Here is a 15,759-nt window from a genome sequence, read left to right as displayed (position 1 = left end):
TCGTCTCTCTTGAACTGGACGGACTATCTGTTTCTTCCCGTTATAACCGTCGAACCAGAAGCGTCACCCAATGAAAAAAGACCCGGGCTCAGTCTGCCGGACGACTTGACCCATTGCTGGAGACGGTACTAAAGCGTCTATATAACAGATGGTCCACGGACCAGTTGCCCGCGCCCCGGCACAACAGAACCAGCAGCATGGCAGCCCACTGGATGTGCGTGGGCCATGCAAGCGGATACACAAACACCTCGATGACTGTCGTCATGCCGAGCAACACAAATGCGACGGGTCGCGTGGCCAGGCCCAAAACCAGTAGAACCGGCGTGGTCAGTTCGATTGACACCGCGACGTAGGCGGCGGCCTCCGGTGCCAGCAACGGCAATCGATAGTCTTCCTTGAACAGTTCGAGCGCTGCATTCCAGTCGGCAAGTTTGGTCGTCGCCGAGTTCCAGAAGACCGTTGCCACTGCGAATCGCAATGGGAGCGCAAGCACCGCGTACGGCACGCGCTCCAGCCATCCAATGACACGTAGTATGCGGTCGTTCAGCGTCGGCCCGCGAAGGGCGGATTGAGATTTTCGTGTCATGCGAGCGGGCTCCCAGTTGTAGGTCCGCATGCCGGATCTGCTGTGCAGACATCGACAAAGCAACCCGATGCCAGGAGCGATGCGAGCCACACGTGCGCATCGCTGTCCGGCGCTTCGGCAAGCGCCTCATGCAATGCGTGCCCAGCAACCAATGCCGTTGTAAACCGCCATTGCCACTCGGCTATCTGCCTGACCTGCACACCGACCGCGCTCCGGTAAACATGAAGCCAGACCGGGGCGGCGTCCAGTCTGATATTCGTCAATGTGCTGTCATCGTGAGTCAACACCGCGCGCCAGATTTCATCTACCGGAAAGTCTGATTTAAGCAGGCGGGCAGCAAAGCTTGATACGAAACGTACCGACTGCAACCCGTCTTCGTTCAGTCGCTGAAGGCGTCGCAAGTCGAGCGGCTTTGCGTCTGGCGCATGCAGCACCTCGTTCACGGCCCATTCAAGTCGCGCAGTGTCCGGCAGATAGTCGAGCGACGCCGCCTCTGGCATCCGTGCGAGGAAATCCGGGAACGCCGCGCCGTAGCTGTCGAGCTGCGCATGCAACGGTGGGCATTGCTCGATAAACAATCGAGCCGCACCTTCGAAGAATTCCTTTCCTAGCAAGGCCTGTATGGCCGGATAGGAAAGCTGCAACGCTTTGAGCAGCGCACTGTTCACCGTATTTCGATAAATGGCGAGCCGTGCCTGCGGGGCCACCCCTTCGGCCACTACGTATTGAGCTGCGACGCCGTCAGCAAGACCGAGCAGATCATTGCGGACCGCGCGTTGTAAATCAAGCAGCGTCGGCGCGCACGTCGTCATTCCGTTGCCCCTCCAAATATGCCTGCGCAATCGCCGCCTCCTCCATCAGGACTTCGAGCGCCGGCACATCCGTGTCCCACTCGATGAGGGTGGGAACGGCGCCGAAGCGCTGGAGTGCCTGTTGAAACAGGCTCCATACCGGCGGAGCGACGCGCGAGCCGTGGTCGTCGATACGAATGACCTGCCCTTGGTCGAGCGGCCGCACACTGTGACCCGCCAGATGGATCTCGGTAACGGCCGACCGAGGCAGAGCATCCAGATAGGTCCATGCATTCCACCCGTGATTGCTGGCGCTGACATAGATATTGTTGACGTCGCACAGGATGCCGCATCCTGTGCGACCCGCGACCTCGGCCAGGAACTCCCATTCCGGAATGGTCGAGTGGCGGAACCGCAGATAGGTTGATGGGTTTTCTATTGAAATGCGCGACTGCAGACAGGTTTGGACCTGGTCGACATGACGGCACACAACAGCGAGCGCCTCTTCGGTCATCGGCAACGGCAACAGATCGGCAAGGTAGATGCCACCGCTGACACTCCAGGACAGGTGTTCCGAAATCAGACCTGGCTCGACACGCTCGACTACGGCGCGCACGCTCTCCAGATGCACAGCGTCCAATCCTTCGGCGCTGCCCAGAGAGAGCCCGACCCCGTGAAGAGAGACTGGGTAATCGCAGCGTATCGCATCCAGATAGCCCGGCGTGCTTCCTCCGCCCATATAGTTCTCGATGTGCACCTCAAACCACGCGATCGGTGGCTGTCTTTCGACAACCTCCAGATGGTGTTGGAAACGCAGCCCAATCCCGGCCCGCGCCGGAATCAGGCCGGACGCACATTGCGATGCAGCAGGAGCGGCGGACATCGATTGCTCCGTGGCTCATGCGGGCTTCAGCTTGCCGCCCTGGATTTTGCTGCAATCTCCAGCGGGGAGCAGAACGAATGATTTGGGGTCGCGTGCCTGGGTGGCCTGGCCGGCGCACGAGTGAGCCCCCTCCGCGCAGTCGTTCTTTGACACCGCGTTGATGCCAAAACACTTCTCCAGTTTGTTCTGCTCCATGCGAGCCATGTTGTCTTTGACGACCTGGGGCATCTTGCTCATGTCCTTCATTTCCTGAGCCTGAGCCGGCAGCGCCTGTAGCGCAAGCGCCAGGCCGATTGCCGACGACAGGGTCGAAGCGGCCATAACATGTTTGTTCATCGCGCATCCTCCTGCGGGTTGCGGCCTCGCACGCGGGCCGTGTTGGAAAGTTCGGCCGCTCAGCGCAAAAGGTTACGTCCCAGGCAAACTTTTTCTACGTGACAAACGGCCGTCCGCGCAGCAATAATTTCGGATGCTCCAGCGTCCGCACACCACCAATCCAGTTTCAGGTTCCGGGGGAAACGGCCCGGAGACGACTGCATCTGGCCAACAGACGGAGCCGCTTGCCAGCCGAGCCGACGGCACGCTGGACTGGTCCAGCGCGATGGCGAGAGCACAGGCGGGTGACAGGGAGGCCTATCGCCGGCTGCTCCAGGACATCGCCCCCTATCTTCGCGCGCTCGCGGCGCGCCACTTCCGCAGCGATGAAGATAGAGAGGACGCGGTTCAAGACGTGCTGCTCACCGTGCACTCGGTCCGCCATACCTACGACCCGGCCCGCCCGTTCGGACCTTGGCTGGTGGCCATTGCCAACCGGCGCATCGTCGATGGACTGCGTCGGCGCGGACGCATCGGGTCACATGAAACCCTGGTGGAAATGGACCCGGAAACCTTTCCCGCGACCGAAACGAACCTACAGGAAGAGGCGGCAGATGCCCGCCTGGTCAGGGAAGCCATCGACCAACTGCCAGTCGGACAGCGCGACGCCATGCGAATGCTCAAGCTCGAGGAAATGTCTCTTCAGGAGGCTGCGGCTGCGAGCGGAACGTCGGTCGCTGCGTTGAAAGTCGCAACTCACCGGGCGATGAAACGGCTGCGTGCACTATTCCTGCCTGGAGGTGGCAAATCATGACCCGGACCTCCGACCTGATTGACGTGCTGGTCGCGGATGCAACGCCGGTCCGGCGCCTGCGTCATCCCGCGGCGAGAGCTGCATGCTGGCTGTTGTTCGCGGGCCTCGTGATGCTCGTGGTCGGTATCGCGCATGGGGTGCGTGCGGACCTGGCGCTCAAACTCCAGGAGTCTCTCTTTGTCACAGGCGTAGCCGCAGCCATGACGACCGGCGCGCTCGCAGCGGTGGCGGCTTTTATCGCCAGCGTGCCGGGTATGTCGCGTCGCTGGCTTCTATTGCCAATACCCGCCTCGCTCATCTGGATGGCGACCATTGGCTATGGCTGCCTGACCAATTGGGTTTCCATTGGGCCGGACGGTATGTCCTTGGGAGAAACTGCCCGATGCTTCGCAACGTTGGTGCTGGTCAGCGTGCCGCTATGTCTGGCGATGCTCGTCATGCTGCGCTACATAGGCCGCCTGTCGCCAACTCCGGTCACCATGACTGGAACCCTTGCGGTCGCGGCGCTAACATCGATAGCGTTGTCGATCCTGCATCCGCTCGACGCCACCATGATGATACTGGTGTGGAATTTCGGGGTTACCGCGCTGTTCCTGTGGTTGAACGGCCGGTATGGGCAGCGGCTCCTCGCGTGGGTTGCTACGGCAGGCAAACCGGCGTAGCTGCGCGGCGTAGCTGCGTCACCGCTTACGGAAGCAGCAGTAAAGAAACTGCTGTCTGGCGTGAGTGGGCGTCTCGTGGTCTTCGAGCGTGCTCGAGAGCAACTCGAATCCGGCGCCGATTTCATCGGACAGGCTTGCCACGTCGTATCTCCTCACGTCCAGCCCGCTGCACCTGACAGGTCCTTCCGGGCCGAACGTCGCAATGACCGCATATGCCCCGGGCTTCAGTGAAGTCGTGAGCAAGCTGACATATGCGTCTCGTTGCGACGCTTGGGTCAGGAAGTGAAAGGCAGCGCGGTCGTGCCAAACGTCATAGCGAGCCTCCGGCAAATGCGCCAGCGTGATATCGGATTCGACCCACGTTACGTATTCGCCAAGCGCTCCCAACCGTCGTCTGGTTGCCTCAAGAGCAACGGGTGACACATCCAGAACGGTCAAATCCCGGTAGCCGCGCGCGAGTAAATCATCCACCAGTGTCGATTCGCCGCCACCCACATCGATGATGCTTGCATCCAGGTTAAATGCAACTTCGCCAATCAGCCTCAGCGAGGTGTCAAGGTGCGGCCGATACCAGCTAACCGCGCTCGGGCTCTTCGCCCGATAGACATGGTCCCAGTGTTCCTTGCTTTGCATGCGGATTCCTCGACGACCGAAACGCTTGCAGTCACCTCGAAAGTCTAGAGCATAACCGGCTAAATCGCCGGAAGCACTGAACGACCCGGCGCAAACCGTCGTGCGCCGAGGCACACCGGCGCTTCCCGCTCATACGGCGATTGCACGAGTCGCTTGACGAAGACGCGCCGCGACAACAGTCGCCGTGAGGGTTCGGCCAGCTTATTCGACTTCGCCGTCGTCGCTGTCTGCGGCGTCTGCATCGTGCTCATGGGTCATTGCCGCGTGCGCGTGCGCTGCCGCAACTACCGGCGCCTTTTCCTTGCGCTCGCTGTAGCGGTCCGTCAGGTAGTCGGACCGGTCGCGCACGAGCAGCGTGAACTTGTAGAGTTCCTCGATGACGTCTACGACACGGTCGTAATAGGACGACGGCTTCATGCGCCCGTCAGCGTCAAACTCCTGATATGCCTTCGCGACCGACGACTGATTCGGGATGGTCACCATCCGCATCCATCGACCAAGCACGCGTAGCGCATTGACGGCGTTGAATGATTGAGAGCCACCGCATACCTGCATCACGGCAAGCGTGCGGCCCTGGGTCGGACGGACGCCACCCATCTCAAGCGGCAGCCAGTCAATCTGGTTCTTGAAGACTGCCGTCAACGTCCCGTGACGCTCGGGACTGCACCACACCTGGCCCTCGGACCACTCCGACAGCTTCCGGAGCTCGACCACCTTCGGATGGTCTGCCGGGACACTATCCGCGATGGGTAGGTCATGCGGGTCGAAGACTTTCGTCTCGGCACCGAAGTGCCGCAAAATTCGCTCAGCCTCCAGCGTCAGCAGGCGGCTATAAGAAGTCGGGCGCAGTGAGCCATAGAGCAGCAGAATTCGAGGCGCATGAGTTGAGACTGCACGCGCCTCCAGCTTCTGGGTGTCGGGCGTGTCCAGCAATGGCAGCGTGACGTTACGAAGATCCGACGACATCAGCAAACCCCGGCCGTCGGCGTTGACTACCCGTTCGCCGTCTTCCTTCGTGAACTCGCCCCGTTGCGGATTCGGCAGAATCTCGAGAACCACTTCCGATGGCCGGCACAACCGAACGCCGAGCGGCGTGACCACAAACGGGCGGTTGATGAGAATCGGATGCGCAGCCATCGCATCCAGCAACTGGTCATCTGTCAGTGACCCGTCTGCCAGACCGAGTTCCGCGTAGGGCGTACCCTTTTCGCGAATAGCTCCGCGGACCGTCAATGCGGCAGACGAAATCATGCGCTTGAGCTGCTCGCGGGTTGGGGGATGTTCGAGATACTCGATGACTTCCGGCTCTATCCCGGCGTTGCGAATCATCGCGAGCGTATTGCGCGACGTGCCGCACTCGGGGTTGTGGTAGATCGTGACGCTCATGTTGTCCTCCCTCAGTTTGCGCGCGCTTCATACCAATGCTGCGAGCGGTTGGCTACGCCGACGACCAGCAGCATCACGGGTACCTCGATGAGGACACCAACAACCGTCGCCAGCGCAGCGCCGGACTGGAAACCGAACAGGCTGATAGCCGTTGCAACAGCGAGCTCGAAGAAGTTGCTCGCGCCAATCAGACTCGATGGACCAGCCACACAGTGAGCGACGCCGAGCCGGCGATTCAGCACATATGCCAAGCCAGAATTTAAAAATACCCGGATAAGGATGGGCACCGCCAGCATTGCGATGACCAGCGGCTCCTTGACGATGGCCTGGCCCTGAAATGCAAAGAGCAGCACCAGCGTGCCAGGCAATGCGCAATTCGAATACGGACCGAGCGCCGATACGACCCGCTGAAAGTGAGTCTTACCTCGGGTAAGCAAGATTCGACGCATCAACTGCGCGATGATGACCGGAATGACGACATAGAGACCAACCGACATAATCAGCGTGTCCCACGGAACAGCGATGGCCGACAGACCCAGCAAAAGCGCGACGATAGGTGCGAACGCCACAATCATGATGACATCGTTCAGCGCGACCTGGGATAGCGTGAAGTATATGGGTCGCCCTTGCAAAGCTGCGACCAGACGAACACCATCGCGGTGCACGGCGCGGCTGCCAGCAGAATCAGGCCGGTAACGTAGCTGTCGAGTTGCGCCGCCGGCAGGTACGGTGCGAACACGTGGCGCACGAAAATCCAGCCGAGCAGCGCCATTGAGAACGGTTTTACGAGCCAGTTCACGAACAGCGTCACTCCGATGCCGCGCCCGTGTCCTTTCACTTGCGCCATCGCGCCGAAGTCGATTTTGATGAGCATCGGAATAATCATCACCCAGATGAGGAGGCCGACGGGGATGTTGACGTGCGCGACTTCCATGCGACCGACGGTTTCAAACACCGCCGGAAACCACCGGCCACGCAATATGCCGCTGACAATGCCCAGCGCCACTCACGCAGTGAGGTAGCGTTGAAAGAAGCCGATGGCTGCGGGGCCGCTATCCCGTCCGGCACTCGAATGCGAGCCCGAATGTAGCGACGAGGCGTCGGATCAGTCATCGGCTGGGACAAGCAAGGGAAGCGATGCGTATCGCCGGCAGTTTGAAACCGGTTGCACCGGCGGCCAGTCATGGCAACGGCACGGAATTCCCGGGAGCGAGATTCCATACAATTTCCGTACCAGGTTGAGATTAGAGGCGCACCGAATGTGGTTTTACTCTACTGATGTCGCGTAGTGCACTCTACTGATGTCGCTTAGGGCCGTTTTCGACCAGATTTTGGAAGAAGATGGCCACCTCAGGCCGCCATCTCGAACCAAGGTGCACCCTACTGATGTCGCACATTCACCTGAACGACCCTACAGGTGTCGCACTCAGTTTTTCTCCAGAGGCTCGACAGATAAGGCTGAGCAGCCGCTCATCGGCCTCAAAATTTGCGTCCGAGAGCTCCCGCCGCGCAGCAAAAGGCGAAAAGGCTGCAACCCTCTCTCGGTCACCGAGACTCAAAGCCCTCGACCGCCTCGAGAAGAGACCCAACTTGCGATTCGCGCTCTACTCCGGTTCCGGCATCCCCAACTAGCAAATCTAATTTTTACTGTATATACATACAGTAATGCGCCTTTACTTAACCGTCAACTCCTGCGAGGCCTTCGAGCAGCTTGACCGTTTTACGCGCGTTGTCCAAGGCGCCCTGGATTCCGTCCGCCGCGCCCGGGTTGGCCATCAGGAAGTCTGCGAGCAGGGAGAGGCAATCGTTAATAAGGTGCGTCGGCGCTCCCGCTTTCTCGGCTTCGAATCTGGATAGGGAGGACTTGTTGACGCCATGAGCGGCAGCGAACTCGGCTTGTGTACTTTTGCCGCGCGCCCACCGAATCAACTCGCCTTGGGTTCTGGGTGGAATCATCCTGAATGTGGTGCTGTAATCGCATCTAGTTGCTATAATAGCATTATAAAATCGGTATGAAGCCTATACTTCGTTTCGAGACTTTTTTGAGGTTCCTGATGGCACGTTCCGACCAAGTGAAGGCACTACTGCGCGCATATGCTGGTGACAACCACGAGCATTTCTTCGCGGTTGCCATGCAGATGGCCGCGGACGAAGCGCATCGTGGCCACACCAAACTGGCGGCAGAACTGCGCGACCTCGTGGACGCAGCAAAGGCTGGTAAGAAGCCCGGGCTTTCGTCGGTGCGCAGCAAGGGTGCCGAGCGCGCGATTCCGCTCGCTCAGCCAAAGGGCGAGCTCTCCGAGTTGTTGACGGTGCAGTATCCGGAAGAGCATCTGCAGCAGATGGTGCTGTCGAACACTGTTCAAGCGAAGTTGAATCGCGCGCTCCGTGAGCAACGCCATCATGAACAGTTGAGCAGTCACGGGCTAAGCCCACGCAGGAAATTGCTTTTTGTCGGCCCGCCGGGCACTGGCAAAACCATGACGGCCGCGGCATTGGCTGGCGAGCTGCGTCTCCCCCTGTTCACTGCGCGCTTCGACAGCCTCATCACCAAGTTCATGGGCGAAAGCGCGTCAAAGCTGCGCCTGGTGTTCGAAGCGCTAAAGTCGACGCGCGGCGTCTATTTTTTCGACGAGTTCGATTCGCTCGGCCTGCAGCGCGGCAGCCAGCATGATGTTGCCGAGATGCGCCGGACGCTGAACATGTTCTTGCAGCTCATAGAGCAGGACGCGTCGGACAGTCTTCTGATTGCAGCAACGAATCACGGCAAGGACTTGGATACGGCTCTGTTCCGTAGATTCGATGACGTCATCAAGTACGAAGCGCCCGACGAACGGCAAATTGAAGCGCTGCTGAAGAACAGCCTCGGCGTGTTCCGAACGCCAGATATGGACTATCGCCGGCTCGCCCTTGTAGGCAAAGGTGAGTCACACGCCGATATCGTCAAAGCGTGCCTCGACGCATTGAAAGACGCGATTATGGAAGGCGAGAAGACCGTGAGCGAGGCGAGCGTAATCCTCCATCTTGAGGAGCGCGCGCAAGGACACAATCTGAACCGGTAAAAGCTGGGAAAACACCCCGAAAAATCAGGAAATCTTGCGGTAGACTCTCACTCAAGTCAATAAAACGAAATCTAGAACTTGAGAGAATGGCAGACGAACTGTTGAGCCACCTGCTGATTGGTGGGCGCGTGAAGGGGATTCCATTCAAACCGCCACTGGCAGTCCCACGAAAGCACATATACAAACGGAACGTGGGCGAACACGGTCGCCGACTTCTTGCTCAACTCGGCGAACTGGCCGCCGCCATCGGCGAACTCGAAGCTGCCCGCAAAGCACTCGAGCTACCGCTGCAACGGGGCATGTCCATCGCAGTGGAATTCACGCCGCGCGGCAAGTTCGACTGCAGCAAAGTCGACTGGAGTCAGGACAAGATTGAGCTACTCACTGTCCAGGCTCACACAAACTCCGATATCGCGGTCCTGCATATCCCAGATGGGAAGCTCGCCGCGCTCGTGCGCCGTATCCGCGATTACGTAGAAACCGAAAATGAGCCCACCATTAAACAGGCGGCTCTTGTCGACGCGATTGAGAACATTAAACGTGCGGCCTTCGGTGAAATGTGGACAGGTCCTGGCGACCCGCCTACTGACGGAGAGGCGCACTGGTTCCAAGTTTGGCTACGCCATTCTCGCGGTAATGCCGGCGACATCGTCAGCGAGTTCACCGAACTGGCCGAGCATGTGGGCATTCAAACGGAAGCGGGCCACGTTGCGTTTCCTGGCCGCATTGTGGTCGCAGCATTTGGCACCAAACACGCGTTCGAGCAGGCAGTCGAACTTCTTGACCTGATTGCCGAAATACGCCCGGTCGAACCGAACGCTGAGTTTTTCCTCAGCAAACTTAGTCAGTCGGAACAAGCAGACTGGACTAAAAGCCTGCTTTCCAGAACAACCTTCCCGGAAGATGAAGCGCCACATCTATGCCTAATGGATACGGGCGTGAACCACGGGCATCCGCTTCTGGCCCCCGCGCTTGCTGATGAGGACATGCATACGTACGACCCGGCGTGGCAAAAAGCTGACCATGCGGGCCACGGCAGCGAAATGGCCGGTATCGCGCTTTGGGGCGACCTCACCAAACCGTTGTCGTCCGAAGATGAGGTCCTCGTCCCGCATCGGCTCGAGTCGGTGAAAATCCTTCCTCCCGTCGGGGAGACCGCGCCCAAGTTGTGGGGTAAGGTCACTGCAGAATCGGTCTACCGGGTCGAGGTCACAGCGGCGGCACGCTCGCGAGTGTTTGCGATGATGACCACAACGGTCGGACATCTGCTTGGGTTACCCTCCGAATGGTCGGCCACCTTAGACCAACTTGCCTTCGGACGTCCCTCCGTCGACGTCGCCAACGTTGGACGCGCGAAGCAACAGCCCGTGCGAGTCCCTCGTCTGTTCGTACTTTCCGCGGGCAATGTGCCGTGGGCCGACTGGGCGGAATATCCCGTCAGCAACCACAAGAGCCCCATCCAGAACCCCGCGCAAGCATGGAACGTGTTGACGGTGGGAGCGGCGACGGCGCTCACCGAAATCGACGGCAAGACCTATCCCGACCTTAAGCCGCTTGCGACGGCGGGCGACCTTTCGCCGTCTTCGACGACTTCACTGTTGTGGGCAAACACGGCGTGGCCGTTGAAACCAGATGTCGTTGCAGAAGGCGGTAACGCCTCCCGCGACAAATACTCGGTGACAATCGGGCCCGACGCCCTTCGAGTTCTGACGACTTCGGATACGCCGACGGCGGCACTTTTCGCGGCGACTGGAGATACGAGCGCTGCGGCAGCCGAAGTAGCACGGTTGTGTGCCCACCTTCGCGCCGAGTATCCAGACTATTGGCCCGAGACGATTCGCGCGCTGGTTGTCCATGGGGCAGACCACACGCCAGCAATGCGCGCGCCGTTTCCAAGAGTCCTCAAGCAGGACCACAAGGACCGCCTGCTGCGCATGTACGGCTTCGGCCTCGTGAATCACGACTCCGCACAGTTCTCAACCGCGCACCGCCCGACCCTCGTAGTTCAACGTTCGTTCGCCCCCTATCAGCGACAGGTGGGCGGGTACATCGGCTCCGGGCCGATGCAGCTCCATGACCTGCCGTGGCCAGCAGACGAGCTGAAGCGTCTCAGCGAGAAACAGGTCGAGCTGCGCGTCACGCTGTCGTATTTTGTAGAACCCAACCCGAGTGCGCGTGGCTGGTTGAGCAAGTTCCGCTATCAGTCCTTTGGTCTGCGGTTTCTCGTAAAAGGTGCTTCTGAAGAGGACGCGCAGTTCTTGCTGCGGGTGAACCGGCAACTGCGCGAGGAGCTCTCAGAAGAGGAGCTGGAGGAGGAGTACAACGACCCAGACGTCAAGGATTGGCGATATGGGCCGAAGATACGTACCCGTGGCTCCGTCCACTCGGACATGTGGAAAGGCACGGCACAGCAGCTCGCTGCCAAGAACCAGATTGCGATTGTTCCCGTTGGTGGCTGGTGGAAATACTGGAAGAGTGCCAAGCAATACGGCATGGAAGCCCGGTACGCCTTGGTCGTTTCACTGCGCGTCGGCGAGGATGTCGATACCGACATCTACACACCGATTGCGACCATCATCGCGCCGGCAGCCGTCATCGATGTCGATGTGGACGGCGGGGCGACGGTTTTCAGTAGCGGCAAGTAACCATCCTGCTTGCTATGATTGAAAAGTCTTGGCGACGAACTCACGGAGGTTGCCGAGTGACACGATGCGGTCGCTCGGAAGAGGCAAGTCCTTCACATAACTAAACGGAACCTCCACATTGGTGACCAAAGGATTCTCGATATGCATACTGGTAAGGGAGAGTTTCAAGTATTTTGCGACATGTTCATGGTTTGCACGAATCCACGCCATGCGTCTCAAATGCTTGTGTAAATGGTCACCTTCGCGGCCCGCAAACCGAGCACAGCATTGAGCGATTTCGGAGATGGTACGCGCGCTTTTCAACCGCTTGCACTCAATGGCCAGTACCTCTCCCGAAGGCAGCCAAGCAAGCACATCGACATCTCCAAGGTTGGGGGATTTGGGGGCACCAAGCTGCGTCATTTTGACTTCCTCTTCGGTATTCCAGCCGAGCTCACGTAGCGCGGACGCGACCTCGTGCGTAAAATGACGCCCTGCTTCGTCAACCTTTCCGCCAACATAGGAGCGCATCTCTCGCGACTCAAAAACGTCTTTATCAAAACGAGCGTTGACCGTCGAATCGATGAGATACGTAACCGAATCGCGCAGCGTGCCCATCCCCACAACGTAATAAGTAACGTCGCCCTCCACGCATGTAATCAAGGGGCGCAGCATGACAGACAATCGTCTCTCGAATCTCCACGGCTCGACGTCTCGGACCTTGACGGGAGACTGCGGAGCCCACGTCGCGCGCGCAGGCAATGCAAAGCACTTCAAGAATGCATCGACGTCGCAGGCGCGGACGTCCCGCTTGCCCATGAAATTCAGCAGCTCATCGCGAGTGAAGGCTGTCACGACCTGTTGACCGGTGATAAACGAGTCAAATATCGCCGCGCTTATTTCCGTGAACGCTGAGAACTCGAGGCAATATTCAGCCTTGAACGCAGCTCGGAAGACTGGCCCTTCGTATTGATTTGTCGTTGCAGCCGGACTTTGAGGCTCTGATGGCAGTACCCAGTCCTCGTACGAAGCCGCGGCGTCTGCAAATCCAGCAGCAAACGCCGTTTCTCTGTAGGGCGTTCCAATCTCATCTAGTACATCGGGAGAAAAGGCATATGCACCGCTCGGGTAGATTGTGATGCCCGAGGACGATAGCCCGTGATATATCGTCTCGGAGTGCCTGCCCAAGGAGACCAACGTGCACATCAGACCGTACAGCTCGTCTGTGGAGAAGTCATCGGGCAACTCTCCTCCGTTTGTACTACTCTCGCACACCGCAGCCTCGACCAATGTTCGTAGCGTTACGCTTACTTCAGCACGAACCGCATCGGCCTTGCGTGCAGCGCCAACGCCATCCGCCGCACCGTACAAGGCTTGCACTGCTCTGGCAGTCGACCGCCATCGCAATTTGTCGTTTAACTGCGATTCATGCAAAAACAGAAGATGCATCACCAGTTTCTTCTGGTTGAACAAGCTTAACTTCTTGGCAACCTGATGCATCAGATGTGTGACCGCTTGGTTCAGCGCCTTGCAACTGTCCTGTGGGGAGAGTTTGCGTGGCTTAAGCTGGACCGGATAAAACTCGAATGCAGTCCTCTGTGCGGCCCCGACATGTTCGTCCGGACGTTCGTAAATCGGGTTCGCCTCCTTTGAGAGCAGATACTCTATCGGGTCATAGCTTTCAAATGCATGGAACACCTTTGCGCTCGCCGCACCCAAAGCTTGTTTCGCTCGTTCCGCGCTTGTCACCAATGCTTCGTCTGTCCTACGAGGCGGCAGCCGAAATGCCTCCAGGCCATCGAGGACTGCGGCTAGTAATTTACGCTCCCCATCATTTGACACGCCGGAGAACGTGCGCAGAAAGGCCGCCCCTGCAGTGACCTTTACTAGCGGAATCTCGGTATGGCGCGAAAGGAGATACTCTTCGTCTTCCTGTGGAAGGCTTTTCGCTTCGTCAATTGAACGAATAGTCCTCAAGTCGAGCAAGACCTCCACCGCGGGCATCGCGAACTGGACAGGAGGGGTTGTCCCCAACAGTGCCATAGGCAGCAGAAACTGCAATTCCTCCCAAGCCTTGTGCTGAAACTCTCCCAGTCGTTCTCCGACACTTCGCCCAATCATCGAAACCCAAACAGACGTACCCCGCACTCGAATGCAGAAGCATCGCCCACCGCCTCTGAGTCGGGTGATGCTCAGATAGACGGGAAGGCTTTTCAGGACTGGATACACCGCGTCTCGATTGGCGCGAAAGACAGTGTCCCAGCGACCCCAAACGTCTGGTTCGCAATGCCTGTCCATGGACCGTCTATGCCGCACGCGGAACGCCGTAAGGTGGTCGTTCCCAAGCTGCACATGCGCATATCTATCCCTCGGTAAGTCGGGCGGCGACAAATGACAATCCAACTCCAGCCAATATGCGTAGAGGTTGAGAAGGCCGCTTGGATTGCCGAACTCATATCCTTGAGCCTCCATTCGCGCCCTCTGAGTAAGCATGAGAGCGATTCTATTGAGGGCACCCGCTTGGTCCCACAAGATGAACTCTAGCTCCTGCAGTCGGCAAAGGTCGAATGTCCAGTTCGGCGTCGAAAAGGGAGAATCGAATGCTATGGCTTGACCGAGATGTCCAAACAGCCCCAGGGTATGGCCCATGGCAAACGAGCCAATCGATTCGACGTGGCTTCTTACCCTAGTGACATGATTGTTAATCATCGCCTGCTCGTGGCTGCCATACTCCCTCGGCTCAAGAAGTCCGGCAACAGCGCTTTGTTCTAGGTCGTCCCAAAGCACGAAAAGGTGAAAGAATCTTTTTTGCCCCAGCCGGAATACCGCGCTACGACCGAGCGCACCGCAATTCTCGGCGTCGTCCGGAAGGGGGACCTTCTCAACCATATGGCGCCCCCCAATGTTCAGGTACGAAGCTGCTCGGGCCATCAGAACATTATTCAATGCCTCCTGGAAGGAGCGAATCTGCCCTTGCTCCAACAGCTTCCGAAGAAGGTAGCGTCGGGCAGCATAGGTAACCGCTGTCGGCAGCGAGAGAACAATGCAGTCGGCAAACTCGACCAATGGGCATTGTTGCAGAGGCGATTCCTCGAAGTGCTCAGCGAGTGAAGCATGGTCACTGTCTGCCCGGAAGATGAACGGTTGCAGATGGGTCAAGCTAATACCACCTTGCTTCAATTCGTCCCGGCCCACAATTGCGCGCACGCTCGTTGCCTTCCAATCGACCGCGATACTTTCTGGAAAAGGACCTTTGGGAACTGAGCGCTCGATGGTCCATCTCGATAGTCCTGCGCGTTGCAGGATGAAATGCGACAGAGCGAGTAGTGCGTAGACAGGCTGAAGCACCTCATCTGTTGGCACGCTCGCTCGTTCGAAGACTTCGAGCATCAGGTTTAAAGAGTCGTCCGGCGTTTCCCACAATCCGGGAAGCACGAGAAATTCTCCCTTCAGAGACACGATGTTCGTTACAAAGACGTCTTCTGGCGGGTCTTCCATCGTTGCGACAGGATGCGTACCTAACTGGCGATTCAACCAATTGAGCACATTCTTCGGTCCGACCATCGTCTCCCCGGTGCAGTTCGCGGCAATGAGATGAGCCAGAATCTCCAGCCGGTATGTGTTTGCCTGAAACTGAGGAAGCGTCAACAGACCAGACACAGCGGACAGCGCCCGCCTCTTCGAGTATTTGGACAATATTTTCGGCAGGTTCCGCGCAACGGTCACCTCGAATCGCTTGCTGGAAGACACGTCGAACGGGGAATAGTGACTCAATGGAACCTCTCGTAATAGTTATCGACGACACGACTTCGCGCCGGTGGACGATGCTACCTCGCGCTGTGAATTCGATTTGACAGTTCAAATATCTCATTAGGTCGAGGAACTGGCAACGTTCCACGATGGCTAACACGCTCGAGGCAAAGCGATACCGCACGAACGAAACCTCGCTCGTGCGTAATGTGACACTCCTCTGAGACGGCAGGCTAATATGTAGCACTCTTTT

General features: G+C 58.4%; 12 protein-coding genes and 2 pseudogenes. 4 read left to right on the top strand and 10 right to left on the bottom strand.

The annotated features are described in order from the left end of the window. Window positions 1-88 precede the first annotated feature (88 nt). The 4 genes from F6X42_RS01570 to F6X42_RS01555 are packed head-to-tail and all read right to left on the bottom strand — an operon-like array spanning window position 89 to window position 2,596. Window positions 89-586, bottom strand: coding sequence for a DoxX family protein (locus F6X42_RS01570; RefSeq protein ID WP_187632657.1), 498 nt, complete (start codon window positions 584-586; stop codon window positions 89-91). Continuing rightward, window positions 583-1,398 (bottom strand): HvfC/BufC N-terminal domain-containing protein, encoded by an 816-nt coding sequence (locus F6X42_RS01565; RefSeq protein ID WP_187632510.1) that lies wholly within the window; start codon window positions 1,396-1,398, stop codon window positions 583-585. Before F6X42_RS01565 ends, F6X42_RS01570 begins: the two co-directional genes overlap by 4 nt. After that, window positions 1,370-2,260 (bottom strand): MNIO family bufferin maturase, encoded by an 891-nt coding sequence (gene bufB / locus F6X42_RS01560; protein WP_187632509.1) that lies wholly within the window; start codon window positions 2,258-2,260, stop codon window positions 1,370-1,372. Before bufB ends, F6X42_RS01565 begins: the two co-directional genes overlap by 29 nt. A 15-nt stretch (window positions 2,261-2,275) precedes the next feature. Beyond that, the gene (locus F6X42_RS01555; protein ID WP_187632508.1) at window positions 2,276-2,596 is read right to left on the bottom strand and encodes a BufA1 family periplasmic bufferin-type metallophore; all 321 of its coding nucleotides are present in this window, start codon (window positions 2,594-2,596) and stop codon (window positions 2,276-2,278) included. Window positions 2,597-2,729: 133 nt separating this feature from the next. On the opposite strand from F6X42_RS01555, the gene F6X42_RS01550 reads away from it, so the two are divergent. Then, a complete protein-coding gene (locus tag F6X42_RS01550) occupies window positions 2,730-3,389 on the top strand; it encodes a sigma-70 family RNA polymerase sigma factor (RefSeq protein WP_246529908.1) in 660 nt (219 codons plus the stop codon). Beyond that, window positions 3,386-4,051, top strand: coding sequence for an NrsF family protein (locus F6X42_RS01545; protein WP_187632507.1), 666 nt, complete (start codon window positions 3,386-3,388; stop codon window positions 4,049-4,051). The genes F6X42_RS01550 and F6X42_RS01545 overlap by 4 nt, the downstream gene beginning before the upstream one ends. Window positions 4,052-4,069: 18 nt before the next feature. Here F6X42_RS01545 and F6X42_RS01540 read toward each other — a convergent pair whose 3' ends face one another. From F6X42_RS01540 to F6X42_RS01525, 5 genes and pseudogenes are all read right to left on the bottom strand, one after another. Beyond that, complete coding sequence (locus F6X42_RS01540; protein WP_187632506.1) at window positions 4,070-4,684, bottom strand: class I SAM-dependent methyltransferase; 615 nt, start codon at window positions 4,682-4,684, stop codon at window positions 4,070-4,072. Between the two features lie 201 nt (window positions 4,685-4,885). Continuing rightward, on the bottom strand, window positions 4,886-5,650 hold the full coding sequence (gene arsH / locus F6X42_RS43740; RefSeq protein WP_246529917.1) for an arsenical resistance protein ArsH: 765 nt from the start codon (window positions 5,648-5,650) through the stop codon (window positions 4,886-4,888). 87 nt (window positions 5,651-5,737) lie between these two features. Then, window positions 5,738-6,070, bottom strand: a pseudogene (gene arsC, locus F6X42_RS43735) (arsenate reductase (glutaredoxin)); the annotation flags it as partial. Window positions 6,071-6,081: 11 nt separating this feature from the next. Then, window positions 6,082-7,109, bottom strand: a pseudogene (arsB, locus tag F6X42_RS01530) (ACR3 family arsenite efflux transporter). Window positions 7,110-7,747: 638 nt separating this feature from the next. Further along, window positions 7,748-8,026 (bottom strand): helix-turn-helix domain-containing protein, encoded by a 279-nt coding sequence (locus tag F6X42_RS01525; protein WP_187632504.1) that lies wholly within the window; start codon window positions 8,024-8,026, stop codon window positions 7,748-7,750. Between the two features lie 98 nt (window positions 8,027-8,124). Here F6X42_RS01525 and F6X42_RS01520 point away from each other — a divergent pair, with 98 nt between their 5' ends. Together F6X42_RS01520 and F6X42_RS01515 are read left to right on the top strand one after the other, a co-directional pair. Further along, window positions 8,125-9,132, top strand: a complete 1,008-nt coding sequence (locus F6X42_RS01520) for an AAA family ATPase (protein ID WP_187632503.1) — start codon at window positions 8,125-8,127, stop codon at window positions 9,130-9,132. A gap of 86 nt (window positions 9,133-9,218) precedes the next feature. Next, window positions 9,219-11,777, top strand: a complete 2,559-nt coding sequence (locus tag F6X42_RS01515; RefSeq protein ID WP_187632502.1) for a S8 family peptidase — start codon at window positions 9,219-9,221, stop codon at window positions 11,775-11,777. Between the two features lie 12 nt (window positions 11,778-11,789). Here F6X42_RS01515 and F6X42_RS01510 read toward each other — a convergent pair whose 3' ends face one another. Beyond that, entirely contained in the window at window positions 11,790-15,530 is a 3,741-nt protein-coding gene (locus tag F6X42_RS01510; RefSeq protein ID WP_187632501.1) for an anti-phage protein Upx-like protein, read from the bottom strand. Window positions 15,531-15,759 lie beyond the last annotated feature (229 nt).

Source organism: Paraburkholderia podalyriae (genome assembly GCF_014397785.1).
Lineage (GTDB): Bacteria > Pseudomonadota > Gammaproteobacteria > Burkholderiales > Burkholderiaceae > Paraburkholderia > Paraburkholderia podalyriae.
Note: the sequence above shows the minus strand (reverse complement) of the source record. Positions and strands in the feature narration are given on the sequence as shown.